We start from the raw sequence: 17,000 nt of genomic DNA, 5'->3' as shown, positions 1-17,000 counted from the left end.
AGGAACAGCATCGTGATCAAGTTGAAGCTGGACAACGTGAACAAACAATTGGGCGGCGCACGCATTCTTCGCGACGTCAGCCTGGAAATCTCGGCAGGCGAATTCGTGGTCTTCGTCGGCCCTTCGGGCTGTGGGAAGTCGACCCTGCTGCGGCTGATCGCCGGGCTGGATTCGATCTGTGGCGGCGACCTGCTGATCGACGGACGCCGGGTCAACGACCTGGAGCCGCGCGAGCGTGGCGTCGGCATGGTGTTCCAGTCCTATGCGCTGTACCCGCACATGAGCGTCTACGACAACATCAGCTTTGGCCTCAAGCTGGCCAAGACCGAAAAGACCAGCCTGCGCGAGCGGGTGCTGAAAACCGCGCAGATCCTGCAATTGGACAAACTGCTGCAACGCAAGCCACGGGAACTGTCGGGCGGCCAGCGCCAGCGCGTGGCCATGGGCCGGGCCATGGCGCGGGAGCCGGACATTCTGTTGTTCGACGAGCCACTGTCCAACCTCGACGCGTCCCTGCGCGTGCAGATGCGCAACGAAATCGCCCGGCTGCATGGACGACTGGGCTCGACCATGATCTACGTGACCCACGACCAGGTTGAAGCGATGACCCTGGCCGACAAGATTGTCGTGCTCAATGGCGGCCGCATCGAGCAGGTCGGCTCGCCACGGGAACTCTATGAGCGTCCGGCCAGCCGCTTTGTCGCCGGTTTCCTGGGCTCACCCAGGATGAATTTCCTTGCCGCGTTCCTGCATACGCCAGGCGAAACCAGCCAGGTTGAAAGCCTGGTGCTGGGCATGACGTCCCTGCCCTTCGACAGCTCGGGGCTGGCGGCGAATACGCAACTGAGCCTGGGGATTCGTCCGGAACATATCGCCCTCAAGGCGGCCCAGGGAACGGCCGGCATCGCGGTGAGCGGGGTCGAATACCTGGGAAGTGAAACCTATGTGCACCTCGACACCGGCCAGGACGACCCCATGGTCTGTCGTTGTGAGGTCAACGCCGGATGGCGAGTGGGCGATCGGGTCGAACTGCAACTGGATATCGACAATCTGCATGTGTTCGACACACACGGCACGGCGTTGCAGCGCCACGCCATCGACCGCCTGCCCGATGACGTCGCCCTGCGCCCGGCCCATGCGGGCGCCCTATGACTTTATCCTTGAATAGCCTGAGCAATCCGATGCCCGCCTCTCTTGAACATGCGCAGCAGGCCCTGCGTGATGGCCTGTCTCGCCTGATCCACGACTATCGACCCGACTATCATCTGGCCCCGCCAACGGGCTGGATGAACGACCCTAACGGGGTGGTGTTTTTTCGGGGCGAGTACCACGTGTTCTACCAACACCACCCCTTCGACGCCAAATGGGGCCCGATGTACTGGGGCCACGCCAAGAGCGCCGACCTGGTTCATTGGCAACATCTGCCCATTGCCCTGGCACCGGGCGACGATTTCGACCGCGACGGCTGTTTTTCCGGTAGCGCGGTGGTGTGTGGCGACACCCTGGCGCTGATCTACACCGGACACACCTGGCTGGGAGAAGTGGGCGACGAACGCCTGATCCGCCAGGTCCAGTGCCTGGCCACCAGTGTCGACGGCGTCCGCTTCGTCAAGCATGGCGCCGTTATCGAGGACGCGCCGCAAGCGGCGATCATGCACTTTCGCGACCCCAAGGTCTGGCAGGAGGATGGTTATTGGTACCTGATTGCCGGGGCGCGCCTGGGCGACACGCCGCTGCTGCCGCTGTATCGCTCCACGGACCTGCGCGCCTGGGAGTTTCTCGATTACGTGTCCAGGGGTACTGACGGCGACGGCTACATGTGGGAATGCCCAGACCTGTTTCGCCTCAACGGACGCGACGTACTGCTGTACTCCCCCCAAGGCATGCAACCGGCGGGGTACGAACGGCTCAACAAGTATCAGACCGGTTATCGCATTGGCCACCTCGACAGCGAATGGCACTTCAGCGGCGGGCCGTTCATCGAGCTGGATAACGGCCACGATTTCTATGCCGCGCAAACCTTGGTGGCCGCTGATGGCCGGCGCCTGGTGTGGGCCTGGCTGGACATGTGGGAAAGCCCGATGCCGAGCCAGGCCCATCACTGGTGCGGCATGCTCGGTTTGCCACGGGAGCTGGAACTGCAGGGCGATCGCCTCGGCGTGTTTCCGGCGCGGGAACTGGTTGCGCTGCGCCAGGCGCCGTTGCCGAGCATTGCGCCGTGGGGCGAGTCGGGCAGCCGCTGGGTGCCGCAAGTAAGTGGCGACCGACTGGAGATCCATGTGCATCTGGACCTGCTCGATTGCACCGAAGGTCAGTTGGGCATCGCCTTGCGCTGCAGTGCCGATGAGCAGGAACAGACCCTGCTGTACTACGACGCGTCACTGCGACGCCTGGTGCTCGATCGCAGTCGCTCGGGTGCGCAAGTGAGCGGCCAGCGCAGCGTGCCGATAGAGCCGGCGCAAACGCAACTGCATCTGCGGGTGTTTCTCGATCGTTCATCCATCGAGGTGTTTGAGCAAAGCGGCCGCTTCAGCCTCAGCAGTCGCCTCTATCCGCGGCCCGACAGCCTCGGGGTGAAGCTGTTGGCGAGCGGGACGGGCGGGCACGTCGCCATTTCCAACGCCTGGCCCCTGGCCTCGGGTTGGCTGTGAGTCGCGTCATTCGAGTCGCGAGAAGCCCGGGCGCTGTGTCATGATTCTGCGTCAACCTGACTGGCCGCACTTCGCATGACTTCCGTGAAAGACGTTGCACAGCTGGCCGGCGTATCCCTGATGACGGTTTCGCGCGCGCTCAACACGCCGGAAAAACTGAGCCCCGAGACCCTTCAGCGGGTACGCCGCGCCATCGATGAACTGCAATTCGTACCGAGCCTGTCGGCGCGCAGGATGCGCGGCGACAACTTGCAGGCGCGCACCATCGGTGTGTTCGCCCTGGACACCGCGACCACGCCGTTCGCCGTCGAGTTGCTGCTGTCCATCGAACAGACCGCGCAGCAGGCTGGCTGGAACGTCTTCATCCTCAACCTGCTGAGCAACCCGCCCACCGACCAGAACATCGACCTGATGCTGTCGCATCGCCCCGACGGGTTGATCTTCAGTGCCATGGGGTTGCGCCAGGTGAGCATTCCCGAGCGACTCAAGAGCAAGCCGCTGGTACTCGCCAATTGCCTGGCCGATGACAGCCAACTGGTCAGCTACGTGCCGGATGATGAAGCCGGGCAGTACCGCGCCGTGCATCATGCCTTGAGCCAAGGCTATCGGCGCCCGCTGTGTATCAACTTGCCCAGGAAGAGTGTCGCCTGGAATCTGCGCCAACAAGGTCTGCAACGCGCCTGCCAGGCATTCGGGCTGGCGCCTGAAGCACTCCTGCAATACGACCTTTCCGATCACGATGCCTACGGTGAAACCGCCGCCATTCTCGACCGGCATATCGTCGACGGCCGTCCGCAATTCGACATCCTGGTCTGTGGCAACGACCGCATCGCCTTCTGCGCCTATCAACTGCTGTTGGGTCGCGGCTTGAAAATTCCTGACGATGTCGCAGTGCTGGGCTATGACAACATGATCGGCATCGCCGAACTGTTCATGCCGCCGCTGACCACGGTCCAACTGCCCTACTACGAGATCGGTCGCCAGGCGGCCCGGCACCTGATCGAGACCCTCGAACTGACGGGCGCCCAGCCGGTGGATTGCCCACTGGTGGTCAGGGCGTCGCTGTAAGGCCAACCGGTATCCGTCAGGGCTGCTGCGCGGGCGATGGCGGCAGTGATGCGATGATCCGGGTGCGGCAGACCTCGAGGATTTCATCAGCCAGGGCGGAATCGTCCGGGCAGGCCCGCGACAACATGACCGCGCCGACGACATGGGCCAACATGTCGAGCATTTTCGCCCTGACCTCTGCCTGCGGCGCGTCTTGCCCGGTCTCGTACCGGCTCGCGAGCGCCGCCAGCATGTTTTCGATACCGCTGGAAAAAGTCGCCTTCAGCTCGGGCGATTGACGGGCAGCGTCCCCGCACAGTGCCGCCATGGTGCAACCGCCACCCGGGGCGTCACGGTGATCCCGGGACACGTAGAGATTGACGAACCCGGGCACGTCGAGACCCGCGTTGTTGGTCAGCGATTGCGCAAGGCTGCGCGCGGCCGCTTCGGCCATCAGGTCGGCCTTGGAGCCGAAATGTTTGTAGAAACCGCCGTGGGTGAACCCGGCGGCCGCCATCAGATCCGCCACACCCACGCCGTCAAAGCCTCGCTCACGGAACAAGACAGACGCCGTCTCGACGATGTGCTCCCGATTTGCCTGGGCCTGGGCCTTGGTCACCCGCATTTTTTAACTCCTCGTGCTGCTCGAAAATCACGCTCACATCATACATAGATGTCGAGCATAATCAAATTCGTTGACAGTTTAGATTTCGGTCATCATCCTAATGAAAAGCCGCGCTCACCTCGGCAGGTTGCACGCAATTCTTATCCAACCCACGGAAACAAGACGCCATGACCGACCAGAATCTGTTCACACCTCATAAGCTGGGTAATCTCACGCTTTCCAACCGCGTGGTCCTGGCACCGCTGACACGCAACCGTGCGGGGCAAGGTTTTGTACCGAGCGAGTTCGCGGCCACTTACTACAGCCAGCGAGCGTCCGCCGGCCTGCTGATCTCCGAAGCCTCACAGATTTCCCAGCAGGGCCAGGGTTACCAGGACACCCCCGGGATCTACACACCGGCGCAGATCGACGGCTGGCGCAAGGTGACCGATGCCGTGCATGCCAAAGGCGGGCGGATCTTCCTGCAACTGTGGCATGTCGGGCGGGTTTCCCACGTTGACCTGCAAGCGAACGGCGCGGCGCCCGTGGCCCCCTCCGCCTTGCGTGCGGCGACCAAGGTATTCGTCAACAACAGTTTCCAAGACGTTTCCGAACCACGAGCGCTGGACATCAGCGAGTTGCCCGGAATCGTCAACGATTTTCGCCAGGCGGCAGCGAACGCCATCGCGGCAGGATTTGACGGCGTAGAGATCCACGGCGCGAACGGCTATCTGCTGGACCAGTTCCTCAAGGACGGCGCCAACGTGCGCACCGACGCCTACGGTGGCTCGATTGAAAACCGTGCTCGCCTGCTGCTGGAAGTGACCGCGGCCGTCGTGAAAGAAGTCGGCGCCGAACGCACCGGCCTGCGCATTTCGCCTGTGTCGCCGGCCAATGGTGTGTCCAGCAGCGCGCCACAAGCCCAGTTCGACTACCTGGTCGACCAGCTCAACGCCCTGGACATCGTTTACCTGCACGTGGTCGAAGGTGCGACGGGCGGGCCGCGCGATGTTGCGCCCTTCGACTTCGCCGCGTTGCGCCAGCGCTTCAATAACACCTACATCGCCAACAACGGCTACGACCTGGACCTGGCCACTTCGCGACTCGCCGAAGACCAGGCTGACCTGATCGCCTTTGGCCGGCCGTTCATTGGCAACCCAGACCTGGTGGAACGACTCAGAACCGGCTCGCCGCTGTCGGCGTTCAATCCCGCCACCCTCTACGGCGGCGGTGCGGCGGGCTACATCGACTACCCAACGCTCGCGCAATCCAGCGCGCGGTAACACTGCCCCGACCCCAACCGAGCGCCTGGACAACAGCGCGCGATTCGCTCATCAATCCCTGAAGAAGAGAATCACCCATGGACACTCGCACAACCGTTCTCATCACTGGCGCTTCCACCGGCATCGGCGCAGTCTATGCCCAGCGCTTTGCGCAACGCGGCCACAATCTCGTCCTGGTGGCCCGCGACGGCGCGCGCCTGCAAGCCCTGGCCGCCAAGCTGCGCAGCGAACACACTGTTGCCATCGACATTCTCCAGGCCGACCTGACCCAGATCAGCGACCTGACGAGCGTCGAAGCCCGCCTGCGGGACGACGCCAGCATCGGTATCCTGGTCAACAACGCCGGCGCCGCCCAGTCCGGCACCTTCATCGAGCAGTCGACCGACAGCGTCGCGAACCTCGTGTCGCTCAACACCACCGCGCTGGTCCGATTGGCCAGCGCCATCGCCCCCCGCCTGGTCAAGGCGGGTGACGGTGCGATCATCAACATCGGCTCCGTGGTCGGCCTGGCACCGGAATTCGGCATGTCGGTCTACGGCGCGACCAAGGCGTTCGTGTTGTTCCTCTCCCAGGGACTCAGCCTGGAACTGTCGCCTAAAGGTGTCTACGTGCAAGCCGTCCTGCCGGCCGCGACCCGTACCGAGATCTGGGAGCGCGCGGGCATCGACATCAACACCTTGAATGAAGTCATGGAAGTCGGTGACCTGGTCGACGCCGCGCTGGTCGGTTTTGACCGTCGCGAGCCGGTGACCATCCCGCCGCTGCAGGAAGAGGCACGCTGGGATGCCTTGCAGGCGGCGCGCCAAGGCCTGCTCGGGCAAATCAAGCAGTCCCAGGTTGCCGAGCGCTATCAAGACCTGGCGTAATCATCGTTCAGCGGGCGCCGGCGCGAAGGACAGCGCTGGCATTCCTGGATGCCTGGCCGGGTGACCAGTCCGCAGCATCCCTTATGAGAGCAAAGCACCATGAAGGCATTTTTAATCGACCGCTACGCCAAGCACAGCGGCCGTATGGGCGACATACCGGCCCCAGAAGTGGCTGACCACGACGTGCTGGTCCGCGTGCATGCCGCCAGCGTCAACCTCCTGGACTCAAAGATCCGCAAAGGCGAATTCAAGCTGATCCTGCCCTACTCGTTTCCCTTGGTATTGGGGCATGACGTGGCCGGGGTCGTGATGCGGGTGGGATCCCGTGTCGAGCATTTCAAACCGGGGGATGAAGTCTATGCCCGCGTCCCGGATGGGCACATCGGCACCTTCGCCGAGCAGATTGCAGTAAACGAAAATGCCCTGGCCCTGAAACCCACAAACGTCAGCCAGGAGGAAGCCGCCGCCCTGCCCTTGGTCGCCCTGACGGCCTGGCAGGTGCTGGTTGAAACCGCCCAGGTAAAGAAAGGCCAAAAGGTGTTCATCCACGCCGGTTCAGGTGGCGTCGGCACCCTCGCCATCCAACTGGCCAAACACCTCGGCGCCTTCGTTGCGACCACCACCAGCACCGCCAATGTACCTTGGGTCAAGGCGCTGGGAGCGGACGTTGTCATCGATTACAAACAGCAGGATTTCTCAAGCGTGCTGCAGGACTATGACGTCGTGTTGAACAGCTTGGGCGCCGATGAACTGGAGAAGTCGCTGAAGATCCTCAAACCCGGTGGCCAACTCATTTCCATCTCGGGGCCACCCACCCCACAGTTCGCCCAGGCCCAGGGATTTTCCTGGCCGCTGCGGCTGATCATGGGCCTGCTGAGCAGTGGCATACGCCGCAAGGCCCGCCGAAAGGGGGTGAGCTACGCCTTCGTGTTCATGCGCGCCAGTGGTCCTCAACTGCGTGAGATCGCCACGCTCGTCGAGTCCGGCAGCATCAAGCCGGTGGTTGACCGATCCTTCGCCTTCGACGCGACGGCGGATGCCCTGGATTATGTCGAGCAAGGACGGTCCAAGGGCAAGGTCGTCATCAAGATCCACTCGGGAATGGCCGATGAGTGAAACCCATTTGCCTGCGCTCATCACCAAACGGCAATATGCGAATCCGCCCGGGGTTCGGTCCCGCCGCACAGCACACCACTGACCGGGTCACGCAGGATGATCTGGCCGCGCCCATAGTCGGTCAGGTCGCTGGCGATCTGCACCTCATGCCCCCGTCGCGCCAGGGCATTGGCCAGGTCCCGTGAAGCCCCGTGTTCGATCCCGACCTTCATGTCTCCCAGCCATTGCCAACGCGGTGCGTCCAAGGCCGCTTGCGGGTTCAGGCCGAAATCCACCAGGTTCATGACCATCTGCACATGCCCCTGGGGCTGCATGTAGCCGCCCATCACGCCGAAGGGGCCGAGGGCCTCGCCATTACGGGTAAGGAACCCGGGAATGATGGTGTGGAAGGTTTTCTTGCCCGGGGCCAGGCAGTTGGCGTGGCTCGGATCGAGGCTGAACTCCTGCCCGCGATTCTGCAGGGCGATTCCGCTGTCGGGCAGCACCACGCCGGAGCCGAACCCGTGGTAGTTGCTCTGGATGAACGAGACCATGTTGCCCTCCCCATCCGCGGTGGCCAGGTACACCGTGCCGCTGGCGTGGGGGTCGCCGGGCGCGGGCGGTTGGGCCTGTTCGCCGATCTGCCCGCGCCGACGGGCGCTGTAGTCATCGCTGAGCAGGTCAGCCACCGCCACACGCATGTGCAGGGGGTCGGTGATGTAGTGCAGGCCGTCGCTGTAGGCCAACTTCATCGCTTCCAGTTGACGATGCCAGGTCTGTTGGCTGTCACGCTGATCGAAGTCGAAACCTTCCAGAATCTTCAGCGCCATCAAGGCCACCAGGCCCTGCCCGCTCGGCGGGATTTCCCAGACATCCACGCCTCGGTAATTGACGTGGATCGGGTCGACCCACTCGGCGCGATAATCCCTGAGGTCCGAGGCGCGCAGGTAGCCGCCGCTGGCCCGGGAGTGGGCGTCCAGGCGTTCGGCCAACGCCCCGCGATAGAGGCTTTCACAGCCGGTGTCGGCCAATTCCTGGAGCGTGCGCGCCTGGGCCGGGTTGCGAAAAATCTCCCCGGCCCGGGGCGCCCGGCCTTCGATCAGGAAAGTCTCGAACCAGGCTTCCAGGACGGCATCGCGATGGGGCGTGAACTCGTTCAGCGCGATCTGCCATTGATGGGCAACCACCGGCGACAGCGCAAAGCCGTCCCGGGCCAGGCTGATGGCCGGTTGCAGCAGCTCGGCAAAGGGCAGCTTGCCAAAGCGCTGCGACAACTGCGCCCAAGCCGATGGGCAGCCCGGGACGGTCACCGGTGTCCAGCCATGGATCGGCATCTGCCCATGACCGGCGGCCTTGACCGCCTCGATGCTCAAGGCCGCCGGCGCATGCCCGTTGCCGTTGAGGCCGTGTAACTGGCCCTTGCACCAGACCAGGGCGAAAGCGTCACCGCCGATGCCGCAGCCAGTGGGCTCCACCACCGTCAGCGCTGCTGCCGTGGCGATGGCGGCGTCGATGGCATTGCCGCCTTTTTGCATGATCTCGATGCCCGCCTGGGCCGCCAGGGGCTGGGACGCGGCGACCATGCCCCGACGGGCGAAAACGCTCTGGCGCTGGGATGGATAAGGGTATTCGTGGGCAGAAAATGTCAGCATGGCGAAGACTCTTCAATACGGGAATTGATTGACCGGACTCAAGGGGGTAAACAACTTTGCAGGGGTCATAGCACCCGGCTGAGGAAAGCCCGGGTCCGCGGATGAATGGGGTGACAGAAGATCTGCTCCGGCGGCCCTTGCTCGATAAGCTCGCCCTGGTCCAGGACCACCACACGGTCGGCCACTTCCCGGGCGAAGCCCATCTCGTGGGTCACCACGACCATGGTCATCCCCTCCTCGGCCAGCTCCTTCATCACTTGCAGCACCTCGCCGACGGTCTCCGGGTCGAGGGCGCTGGTGGGCTCGTCGAACAGCATGGCCTGGGGTTTCATGGCCAGGGCCCGGGCAATCGCCACCCGCTGTTGCTGGCCGCCGGAGAGCATCGACGGGTAGTGATCGGCCTTGTCCGCCAGGCCGACCCGCTCCAGCAACCCGCGGGCCTGTTCCAATGCAGCGGCACGCGACACCCCGAGCACCTGGATGGGCGCCTCGATGATGTTCTCCAGGGCGGTCATGTGGGGGAACAGGTTGAAGCGTTGGAACACCATGCCAATGTCCCGCCGCTGCCGGGCGATGTTGCGCTCCGACTCACGCACCAGGCTGCCGTCGGCGCGCTCGCGATACCCCATGGCCCGGCCATTGACGCGGATGCGTCCGCCCTGGATGTCTTCCAACAGATTGATGCAACGAATGAAAGTGGTCTTGCCGGAGCCCGACGCACCGATCAGCACCACCACTTCGCCACGCCGCACTTGCAGGGAAATGCCCTTGAGAATCTGCAGCTCGCCGAAGGACTTGTGAACGTCCAGCGCCTCGATGATCAGCTCTTCGCTTTTATGCGCCATGGTTAACGTGCCCTCAGCAGATTCAAGGTGCTGCGACCGAACATTCGCGTCGACGCCGGCGGTGGCGACGAAGGCCGATCCGATTGGCCGAAACGGGTCTCCAGCCAGCGCTGGAAAAAGCCCCACAACGTGGTCAGCAACAGGAAGTAGATCGCCACCACCAGGTACAGCTCGAACACCCGGAACGTCGCCGACGTGACCATCTGGGTACTGAGCAACAGTTCCTGGACGCCGATCACACTGACCAGCGTGGTGTTCTTGAGCATCACGTTGAACTCGTTGCCCAGCGGCGGAACGATGACCCGGAACGCCTGGGGCAGGACAATGCGGCGCATCAATTTGGCGAAGGTCATGCCCAGGGAACGCCCGGCCTCGTATTGGCCCTTGTCCACCGCGCCGATGCCGGCGCGGATAATCTCGGCCATGTAGGCCCCCTCGTTGAGGCCCAGGGCGATGATCGCCGCCTGGATATTGCCGGGGATCACCAGGCCGAACAGGTCGATGTCTTCGAAGCGGAAAATTCCGCCGGCGGCCAGCGCGGTGTAGAGAAAGACGATCTGCACCAGCAACGGCGTGCCGCGCATCAGCCACACGTAAAAGCGCACCGGCAAATGCAGCAAGGGGTTGCTCGACAACCGCAGCAACGCGGCGGCCAGCCCCAGGGCACAGCCCAGCAGCATCGCCAGCACACTGATCAGGCAGGTCAGCCAAAGCCCGGTGAGGTAAACCCCACTGGGCTGCAGCAGGTACTGCCAGAACACATCCCAATTGAAATTCATCGATGGTTCACCTCAATCAAGTGTGTCACTGGCGACATGCCATTTGCCAAGCAGTTGGCTGTAGCTGCCATCGCTGCGCATATCGCCGATCACCTGCTGCACGGCGGCGGTCAGTTGCGGATCGTCTTTGCGGATGCCCAGGCCGGTGAGGATCCGGCTGAAGGCCGGCACGCCTTCCTCGAACAGGTCGGGCGCCATGGCCGCGTAGTAACCGGCGGTTTCCACGGTGGTGCCGTAGGCGTCGACCTGGCTGATGCGCAGGGCCTGGAAGGCATCGGTGTCGGTGTTGTAGACCACCAGCTTCATCGCCGGCTTGCCGGCCTTGGCCAGGGTTTCGTTCTCGGCGTCGAGCAGGGTCTTGATGGTGGAACCGTTGAGCACCGCGACCTTGTGCCCGGAGAGATCCGGCAGTGTCTTGAGGCCCTTCGGATTGCCCTTGGGCACCACCACCGCCTGGCTGGAATACATGTAGTTGACGATGTCGATCACCTCGCGGCGCTCGGGCTTGTCAAACAGCTGATCGACGATCATGTCGCACTGGCGGGCCAGCAACGCGGGGAGCAATCCGGAAAAGGGAATGACCCGCCACTCCACCTTCTTGTCACCCAGGCGCTTGGCGATTTCCAGCCCCAGGTCCACGGTCAATCCCTTGGGTTTCTGCGCTTCATCAAAAGACACCAGCGGCGGCGAATCCATGCCTGAGCAGTAGACGAGTTTGTCGACCTTGAGCAAACGCTCCGGGACAACGGGCGCGGCAACCGCCCACTGCGCACAGAAACCCAAGGATAAAACGGCAACCAACAGGCGAGGCTTATGCATGACCAGACACTCCAGTTCAGTAGGTAACGGGCAGTACTCAAAGTCAGAACACGGGCAGGCTCGGGGCCTGCTCTCGTTATTTTTTCGATTGCAGGAACTCGATCAATTCAGGAACGGTGCCTTCAATGTGCCCACGTACCACCGCCTCGGCCTTCTCGGCATCGCCCGCACGCAGGGCATCGAGGATCAACATGTGCTCCTGACGCGCACTCAGGGGTTTTTCCACATGCTGCAGCCATAGGCGCATGGGCGCTTCGATCAGGGAGTAAAGCGCGCTGATCTGCTTGAGCAATCGTGGGCGACCGCTAAGGCTGCACAGGTATTCATGGAAGGCGCGATGGCGGCTGACCCACTCGGCACTTTCCTCGCGGTAGTCGTCCATCTCGTCCAGCAAGCGCTCCAAGGCGGCCAACTGGCGCTCGCCAATTCTTGCTGTCGCGACACGGACCGCCAGGCCTTCCAGGGCGCTGCGCATTTCGAAGACTTCGTGCAGCTCATCAATGTCCAAGCCGCTGACAACCGCCCCGCGATTGGGCCGCAGGGTCACCAGGCCCTGGGCATCCAGACGGCGAAAGGCCTCGCGCACCGGCATCCGGCTCATGCCGATCTCGTTGGCAATGTCCTCGGCAATCAACCGGTCACCCTTGCGTAACCGACCGCCACAAATGGCATCGAGCAGGAAGTTGTAGGCCTCCTCCTCGGCGGTCATGGGCGGGCGTTCAGCGTATGTCGGAGCAAATTGCATGGCAGCACCTTCTGCATTTTTGTATCCAATTATCCATGGATTCAAAAAAGCAGAATGCGTGCCAACTTCTCACGCAATCGTGCAAGCGTTTGATTTGAAGGAATTTACCGAGGAAAAGTGACTGGCTGCCGTGAGCCCTGCCACTGGCGAGGCTGTAGCCGTGTGCTACCAAACAGCTCAGTGGCTGCCCTTTACAGGTGCGCGATGGTGCTTCGGTAACACCGCAAACGGCGGCTCATCACGCCGGCGCCCTGGGCGTATCCGAAGGTGACTCGCCAAACAGCGCCCGATAATGGAACGCAAAATGGCTCAGGTGGAAAAACCCCATCTCCACGGCGATCTCACTGACGTTCTGCGCCGCCGCACGGGTCGTGATCAAACGGCGGCGCACGGCATTGAGCCGCAGGTTGCGCAGGTACTCCACCGGGCGCATCCCGGTCACCGCCTGGAAACTGTTTTGCAGGGTCCTGCGGCTGACCCGCAATTGCTCGCACAAGTCGAGAATGCTCAAGGGCACATCGGCACTGGCGACGACCAGCTCCTGGCAACGCTTGACCAGGTAGGCACTGACGGCAAAATTGCCGCGTCGGCCACGCACCTCGTCCGAGGCGTGGCTGAACAGGTCGAGAAAGGCATTGAGCAGAACGTCTTCGAGGATTTTTTCCGAAGCGGGATTGACGGCATCCGCCTGTTCCAAAAGACGACGAAACAGTGGGTGGATGCGTTGTTGCACGCGGCGCAGTACCACTTCATCCACGCTGACCTGGGACACGTTTTTCAAACGCTTGAGCTGTTCGCTCGACAGTTCGTAGGCCGCCAGCTTGGCGAACCGCACCGTGTCGACATTGGCCGCGAAGAAATGCATGCCCTCCGGGGCGTGCAAGACGAAGTCCTCGCCATCGCGCAACAACACCACGCTCTGAGCGCCCACCTGGTGCCCCTGGACCACCGGCGCACCGCCCAGCGACATGGCAATGCACAAGCGCCCTTTTGGCGCGCAACCGTGCTGCACCACGCGTTTATCCAGCACCTCCTGGAAAATCTGGAAACGTTCGGCGCACACCTGGCGCAGCTCGCTGGAAAGACATCCACGCCCGAGCTGGTCATAGACTTGTTGCCAGCCCAGGATCGAACCGGCGTGTTGCTGAGGATCATTGAAGGTACGGACTTCGGCGAACATGATCATTGTTCCTCGGTGGCCCTGCGTTTATTGCCTGGTACGGTTATTCAAGGACCTCTAAAACCCGTGGCGAGGGAGCTTGCTCCCGCTGGGCTGCGCAGCAGACCCATTTTTGTGAGCGCTTCGCACTCAAGCGGGAGCAAGCTCCCTCGCCACGGGCTCCTTTGGGTGAACGGTGCTTACTGCCGGAAAACCAAAGCCAGTTCCATGCCAAGCATGTACACCCGGTACTCGGCGGCCTTGATCTCCAACGGTGCCAACAAAGCGCCGGACAGCACCACCTGCCCCGCTTCAACGCACTGCCCGTCGGCCAGCAAGCGCCGGACCAGCCAGCACAGGTTGGCCTGGGGCGTGTCTTCGCGCGCCTGGGCATTGCCCTCGCCACAGGGCACCCCATCGCACGCCAAGCGATAGTTCAGATGGGCCAATTGCTCGGGATGGAACCTGACCCGCGCGCCCAGGCAATACAGCCCCGCGGCGGCATTGTCGGCAAGAAACGCGCCGACGCCGAAACGCCAGCCCTGCCAGCGACAATCGGCAATTTCGAATGCCGGCGCGACTTCGGAGATGGCGGCGAGGATGTCCTCGTCGCTGTAGAAACCGGGCGCCAGCGTACGCCCCAGGACAAACGCCAGCTCGATTTCCAACTTCGGCTGGATCAGCCGCGCAAGCGACACCCCATGGCCGGGTTCCACGACCATGGCATCGGTCAGTGCGCCCAATACCGGCTCATCAATACCGAAACGGTCCTGGGCGGCGCGGCCGGCGAAGGCCACTTTCCATCCGGTCAAGCGCTCACCACCGGCCTGGCGCCGACGCAGTGCCTCGCGCTGCAAGGTGTAGCCCGTCGGCAGGTCTACGGCCTGTGGTTCCAACGAAGGCAAGGCGTGCACGGTCTGCGCGGCATCGTGAAGCCGAACCAACAGATGATCTTCGCGCCTCATGAGAGTTGCTCCGCCAGTTTGCGCAACACGCCCTCGAGCCGCTCGGGTGTGGTGATCGCGGCAACGAACCGATCCGGCCGCACCACCACGACACAATCACGCACTTTGGAAAACCATTCGCCGAGGCGGTTGTCGACGTCCTCGACGCAAATGGCCCCGCTGGCCGACAAGGGTTGGTTGCGCCCCACGCCACTGCGCGAGCGATTGATCTGGATGAAGCGCGTCTCCCAGCGCGCCCACCAGGCGGCGGTTTCTTCGCTGAGCTGTTCGCTCGGGTCGACCCGATACCCCAGCACCGCATAGGAATGCCCCAGCACCTCGTCCAGGCGTCGGCGCTGGCCCTGGGCATCTTCGATGGACGGTTGGATGAACAACTGCCCGACCAGATCATCCTCATGCAGCTCGGCGCGCTCGTGATACACCAGGCCCTTGGTGATGGTCGCCTTGGGTTTGAACTTGAATTCCAGCAAATGCGAACGCAGGTTGTCGACGCTGTTGACGGCCTGGAACAACCAGTCCCGTACACCCGCCATCAACGGGTTGGTCAGCCCCAGGACGGCGCCCATGTTGTCGGCCAACGCGATGAGATCGGTCGCATGCCCACGGCGCTCCTGGTCGTAGCTGGCCAGGATCGTCGGCGACGCCCGCCCTTGGAGAATCGCGGCGAGCTTCCAGCTGACGTTGGCCACATCACGCAAGCCCGAATTGAGCCCCTGCCCGGCCCAGGGCGGGGAAATATGCGCCGCGTCCCCCACCAATGCCACACGGCCCTGGACAAAGCGCGCCGCGACCCGGGAGTTGTGGGTGTAGGCGCGGATCCGGATGATTTCCAGTTGGTCGACCGCGTCGCCGATATGCCCACGGATCAAGTCCCGGATCGTCGCTTCTTCGCACATCCGGGTTTCGTCTTCGCCCTCCAGGAGCATGAACTCCCAGCGTCGCTGCTGATACGGCAGGTAGATACAGACGAAAGGTCGCTGGGGGTCGGCATGCAACGCCGTATAGGGTGCATCCAGGCTGTCGTTGGCCGTATCGATCACCACCCATTTGCGCGGATGGGTCAGCCCCAGCAGTTCGATACCGAGTTTCTTGCGCACGCTGGAGCGTCCGCCATCGGCACCGATCACGTACTGCGCCTGCAGTTGATAGAGCTCGCCCCGGGCATCGCGCACCTGCAAGGTCACGCCCTCGGCATCCTGCTCCAGGTCGAGCATTTCATGGCCCTGGCGCAACTCGACAGTGGTGTGTTTGCCCAACTGCTCGCGCAATGTCGTTTCAAGCAACTGTTGCATGAAGATGTTGCGCATCGGCCAGCCATAGTTCGCCGTGCTCGGCTTGACCTCGGCAAAACAGACGCCTCGCGCATTGTAGTAACGCAGGGGCACGTTGCAGATCATGTCGCGCGCGGCCAGTTCAGCGATGCCGATGCCCTGCAACACCCGCAGCGCCTCGTCATCCATGCCCACCGCGCGGGGATACGGCAAGACGCCGTCAGCCAATTCCAGGACGATGCAGTCGATACCGTACAGCCCCATGTAATGAGCGGCCGTGATCCCGTTCGGGCCGCCGCCCACGATGACAACCTGGGTCTTCTCCTGCTTCATCGTTATTCACCGCTTTGTTGTTGTGGTTGTAGGCATTGGTCGTGCAAGTAATCCATGACGACACGGTTGAACGTGTCCTCCTGGTCGTCATGGACATAATGGCTGGCGTCGGCGATTTGCGCTGTATGCACGCGTGGATTGGCCTCCTTCATGGCCTCCAGGGTCGCCTCGGGCAGAAAATCGGAACGCGCACCACGGATGAACAGCGTCGGGCAATCCAGTGCCCGGACCGCCGGCCAAAGATCGGTCGGGGTGATGCTCAGGCGCGCCTGGGCAATGCCGGCCTGATCATGACGCCAGCCGATGCCTGCCGGGGTTTCCTTCATCGAATGGGTCAACCTGGACGCCAGCCCCTGGGCGGACAGACCGGGACGTGAGCGGCGCCAGAATTGCGCGGCACTTTCCCAGTCGGGAAACAACAGGGGCGTCTGGCTCATCTCGCGACGGATGCGCTCGGCACCGTCGCCGCTGATCGACGAGCCGGGGCCAATGTCTTCGATCACCAGGGCTTGCAGGCGTCGAGGATTGAGCCGGGCATATTCCAGCGCATTGGTGCCGCCGAGGGAATGCCCCACCAGGACGAAACGCTCCAGCCCCAGGTGCGTGACCCAATCTTCCAGATCGCTGACATAGGCTTCGGTCCGGTAGCTGGAAGCCTCTGCCCAGTCGCTGTCGCCACGGCCGCGCTGGTCCAGGGCATGGCAACAGAATTGCTCGCCCAAGGCATTGGCCAGGGACGCCCAGGTCTGGGCATAGGCCCGCAGCCCATGCAGCAGCAACACGGGAATGCCTGACGCATTGCCCCACGACAAGTAGTGCAGGCGCATCCCCGAACGATTGGTGAAGAACCGGCTGTTTGCAGACATTCGTTGGCTTCCCACGTCAG

Annotated in this window: 17 protein-coding genes; 7 read left to right on the top strand and 10 right to left on the bottom strand. The window is 62.9% G+C overall.

Annotation, left to right across the window (positions count from 1 at the left end):
- Nucleotides 1-12: 12 nt before the first annotated feature.
- The 3 genes from ACZ5M5_RS13400 to ACZ5M5_RS13390 all read left to right on the top strand — a co-directional run bounded on the left by ACZ5M5_RS13400 (nucleotide 13) and on the right by ACZ5M5_RS13390 (nucleotide 3,719).
- Nucleotides 13-1,152, top strand: coding sequence for an ABC transporter ATP-binding protein (locus ACZ5M5_RS13400; protein WP_060742700.1), 1,140 nt, complete (start codon nucleotides 13-15; stop codon nucleotides 1,150-1,152).
- A complete protein-coding gene (locus ACZ5M5_RS13395) occupies nucleotides 1,149-2,651 on the top strand; it encodes a glycoside hydrolase family 32 protein (RefSeq protein ID WP_464739194.1) in 1,503 nt (500 codons plus the stop codon). Before ACZ5M5_RS13400 ends, ACZ5M5_RS13395 begins: the two co-directional genes overlap by 4 nt.
- 75 nt (nucleotides 2,652-2,726) lie before the next feature.
- On the top strand, nucleotides 2,727-3,719 hold the full coding sequence (locus tag ACZ5M5_RS13390) for a LacI family DNA-binding transcriptional regulator (protein WP_103308337.1): 993 nt from the start codon (nucleotides 2,727-2,729) through the stop codon (nucleotides 3,717-3,719).
- 16 nt (nucleotides 3,720-3,735) lie between these two features.
- Here the strand turns inward: ACZ5M5_RS13390 and ACZ5M5_RS13385 are convergent, their stop codons facing one another.
- Nucleotides 3,736-4,323: a TetR/AcrR family transcriptional regulator gene (locus ACZ5M5_RS13385; RefSeq protein WP_060743234.1), complete on the bottom strand. Its 588-nt coding sequence runs from the start codon at nucleotides 4,321-4,323 to the stop codon at nucleotides 3,736-3,738.
- A 167-nt stretch (nucleotides 4,324-4,490) separates the two neighbouring features.
- Between ACZ5M5_RS13385 and ACZ5M5_RS13380 the strand changes: the two genes are divergently transcribed.
- From ACZ5M5_RS13380 to ACZ5M5_RS13370, 3 genes are all read left to right on the top strand, one after another.
- Nucleotides 4,491-5,585, top strand: a complete 1,095-nt coding sequence (locus ACZ5M5_RS13380; protein WP_103308338.1) for an alkene reductase — start codon at nucleotides 4,491-4,493, stop codon at nucleotides 5,583-5,585.
- 77 nt (nucleotides 5,586-5,662) lie between these two features.
- The gene (locus ACZ5M5_RS13375; RefSeq protein WP_060742704.1) at nucleotides 5,663-6,451 is read left to right on the top strand and encodes an SDR family NAD(P)-dependent oxidoreductase; all 789 of its coding nucleotides are present in this window, start codon (nucleotides 5,663-5,665) and stop codon (nucleotides 6,449-6,451) included.
- A gap of 99 nt (nucleotides 6,452-6,550) precedes the next feature.
- Nucleotides 6,551-7,567, top strand: coding sequence for an NADP-dependent oxidoreductase (locus ACZ5M5_RS13370; RefSeq protein ID WP_464739193.1), 1,017 nt, complete (start codon nucleotides 6,551-6,553; stop codon nucleotides 7,565-7,567).
- A gap of 20 nt (nucleotides 7,568-7,587) precedes the next feature.
- Here ACZ5M5_RS13370 and ACZ5M5_RS13365 read toward each other — a convergent pair whose 3' ends face one another.
- From ACZ5M5_RS13365 to ACZ5M5_RS13345, 5 genes are all read right to left on the bottom strand, one after another.
- Nucleotides 7,588-9,198 (bottom strand): gamma-glutamyltransferase family protein, encoded by a 1,611-nt coding sequence (locus tag ACZ5M5_RS13365; RefSeq protein WP_464739192.1) that lies wholly within the window; start codon nucleotides 9,196-9,198, stop codon nucleotides 7,588-7,590.
- A gap of 65 nt (nucleotides 9,199-9,263) precedes the next feature.
- Entirely contained in the window at nucleotides 9,264-10,043 is a 780-nt protein-coding gene (locus ACZ5M5_RS13360) for an amino acid ABC transporter ATP-binding protein (RefSeq protein WP_192260755.1), read from the bottom strand.
- 2 nt (nucleotides 10,044-10,045) lie between these two features.
- Nucleotides 10,046-10,822, bottom strand: a complete 777-nt coding sequence (locus ACZ5M5_RS13355) for an amino acid ABC transporter permease (protein ID WP_060742708.1) — start codon at nucleotides 10,820-10,822, stop codon at nucleotides 10,046-10,048.
- Nucleotides 10,823-10,834: 12 nt separating this feature from the next.
- On the bottom strand, nucleotides 10,835-11,641 hold the full coding sequence (locus tag ACZ5M5_RS13350; protein ID WP_060742709.1) for an ABC transporter substrate-binding protein: 807 nt from the start codon (nucleotides 11,639-11,641) through the stop codon (nucleotides 10,835-10,837).
- 76 nt (nucleotides 11,642-11,717) lie between these two features.
- Nucleotides 11,718-12,386, bottom strand: a complete 669-nt coding sequence (locus tag ACZ5M5_RS13345; protein WP_060742710.1) for a GntR family transcriptional regulator — start codon at nucleotides 12,384-12,386, stop codon at nucleotides 11,718-11,720.
- Here ACZ5M5_RS13345 and ACZ5M5_RS13340 point away from each other — a divergent pair.
- Entirely contained in the window at nucleotides 12,385-12,507 is a 123-nt protein-coding gene (locus ACZ5M5_RS13340) for a hypothetical protein (protein WP_257720542.1), read from the top strand. The two genes, ACZ5M5_RS13345 and ACZ5M5_RS13340, sit on opposite strands and share 2 nt — an antisense overlap.
- A gap of 117 nt (nucleotides 12,508-12,624) precedes the next feature.
- Here the strand turns inward: ACZ5M5_RS13340 and ACZ5M5_RS13335 are convergent, their stop codons facing one another.
- The 4 genes from ACZ5M5_RS13335 to ACZ5M5_RS13320 all read right to left on the bottom strand — a co-directional run bounded on the left by ACZ5M5_RS13335 (nucleotide 12,625) and on the right by ACZ5M5_RS13320 (nucleotide 16,980).
- Entirely contained in the window at nucleotides 12,625-13,566 is a 942-nt protein-coding gene (locus tag ACZ5M5_RS13335; protein ID WP_464739191.1) for a helix-turn-helix domain-containing protein, read from the bottom strand.
- Nucleotides 13,567-13,745: 179 nt separating this feature from the next.
- Nucleotides 13,746-14,510, bottom strand: coding sequence for a 2-keto-4-pentenoate hydratase (locus ACZ5M5_RS13330; protein ID WP_464739190.1), 765 nt, complete (start codon nucleotides 14,508-14,510; stop codon nucleotides 13,746-13,748).
- Nucleotides 14,507-16,114 (bottom strand): bifunctional 3-(3-hydroxy-phenyl)propionate/3-hydroxycinnamic acid hydroxylase, encoded by a 1,608-nt coding sequence (locus tag ACZ5M5_RS13325; protein WP_464739189.1) that lies wholly within the window; start codon nucleotides 16,112-16,114, stop codon nucleotides 14,507-14,509. Before ACZ5M5_RS13325 ends, ACZ5M5_RS13330 begins: the two co-directional genes overlap by 4 nt.
- Before the next feature lie 2 nt (nucleotides 16,115-16,116).
- Entirely contained in the window at nucleotides 16,117-16,980 is an 864-nt protein-coding gene (locus ACZ5M5_RS13320) for an alpha/beta fold hydrolase (RefSeq protein ID WP_464739188.1), read from the bottom strand.
- Between the last annotated feature and the right edge of the window lie 20 nt (nucleotides 16,981-17,000).

It is taken from the genome of Pseudomonas sp. Van50 (assembly GCF_055390755.1).
This window is presented reverse-complemented; position numbering and strand designations above follow the sequence as displayed.

Bases quoted from the DNA above. Each gene is read 5' to 3' on its own strand.
- ACZ5M5_RS13395 (WP_464739194.1), top strand. From the start codon at position 1,149: ATGACTTTATCCTTGAATAGCCTGAGCAATCCGATGCCCGCCTCTCTT.
- ACZ5M5_RS13390 (WP_103308337.1), top strand. From the start codon at position 2,727: ATGACTTCCGTGAAAGACGTTGCACAGCTGGCCGGCGTATCCCTGATG.
- ACZ5M5_RS13385 (WP_060743234.1), bottom strand. From the start codon at position 4,323: ATGCGGGTGACCAAGGCCCAGGCCCAGGCAAATCGGGAGCACATCGTC.
- ACZ5M5_RS13380 (WP_103308338.1), top strand. From the start codon at position 4,491: ATGACCGACCAGAATCTGTTCACACCTCATAAGCTGGGTAATCTCACG.
- ACZ5M5_RS13375 (WP_060742704.1), top strand. From the start codon at position 5,663: ATGGACACTCGCACAACCGTTCTCATCACTGGCGCTTCCACCGGCATC.
- ACZ5M5_RS13370 (WP_464739193.1), top strand. From the start codon at position 6,551: ATGAAGGCATTTTTAATCGACCGCTACGCCAAGCACAGCGGCCGTATG.
- ACZ5M5_RS13365 (WP_464739192.1), bottom strand. From the start codon at position 9,198: ATGCTGACATTTTCTGCCCACGAATACCCTTATCCATCCCAGCGCCAG.
- ACZ5M5_RS13360 (WP_192260755.1), bottom strand. From the start codon at position 10,043: ATGGCGCATAAAAGCGAAGAGCTGATCATCGAGGCGCTGGACGTTCAC.
- ACZ5M5_RS13355 (WP_060742708.1), bottom strand. From the start codon at position 10,822: ATGAATTTCAATTGGGATGTGTTCTGGCAGTACCTGCTGCAGCCCAGT.
- ACZ5M5_RS13350 (WP_060742709.1), bottom strand. From the start codon at position 11,641: ATGCATAAGCCTCGCCTGTTGGTTGCCGTTTTATCCTTGGGTTTCTGT.
- ACZ5M5_RS13340 (WP_257720542.1), top strand. From the start codon at position 12,385: ATGGCAGCACCTTCTGCATTTTTGTATCCAATTATCCATGGATTCAAA.
- ACZ5M5_RS13345 (WP_060742710.1), bottom strand. From the start codon at position 12,386: ATGCAATTTGCTCCGACATACGCTGAACGCCCGCCCATGACCGCCGAG.
- ACZ5M5_RS13335 (WP_464739191.1), bottom strand. From the start codon at position 13,566: ATGTTCGCCGAAGTCCGTACCTTCAATGATCCTCAGCAACACGCCGGT.
- ACZ5M5_RS13330 (WP_464739190.1), bottom strand. From the start codon at position 14,510: ATGAGGCGCGAAGATCATCTGTTGGTTCGGCTTCACGATGCCGCGCAG.
- ACZ5M5_RS13325 (WP_464739189.1), bottom strand. From the start codon at position 16,114: ATGAAGCAGGAGAAGACCCAGGTTGTCATCGTGGGCGGCGGCCCGAAC.
- ACZ5M5_RS13320 (WP_464739188.1), bottom strand. From the start codon at position 16,980: ATGTCTGCAAACAGCCGGTTCTTCACCAATCGTTCGGGGATGCGCCTG.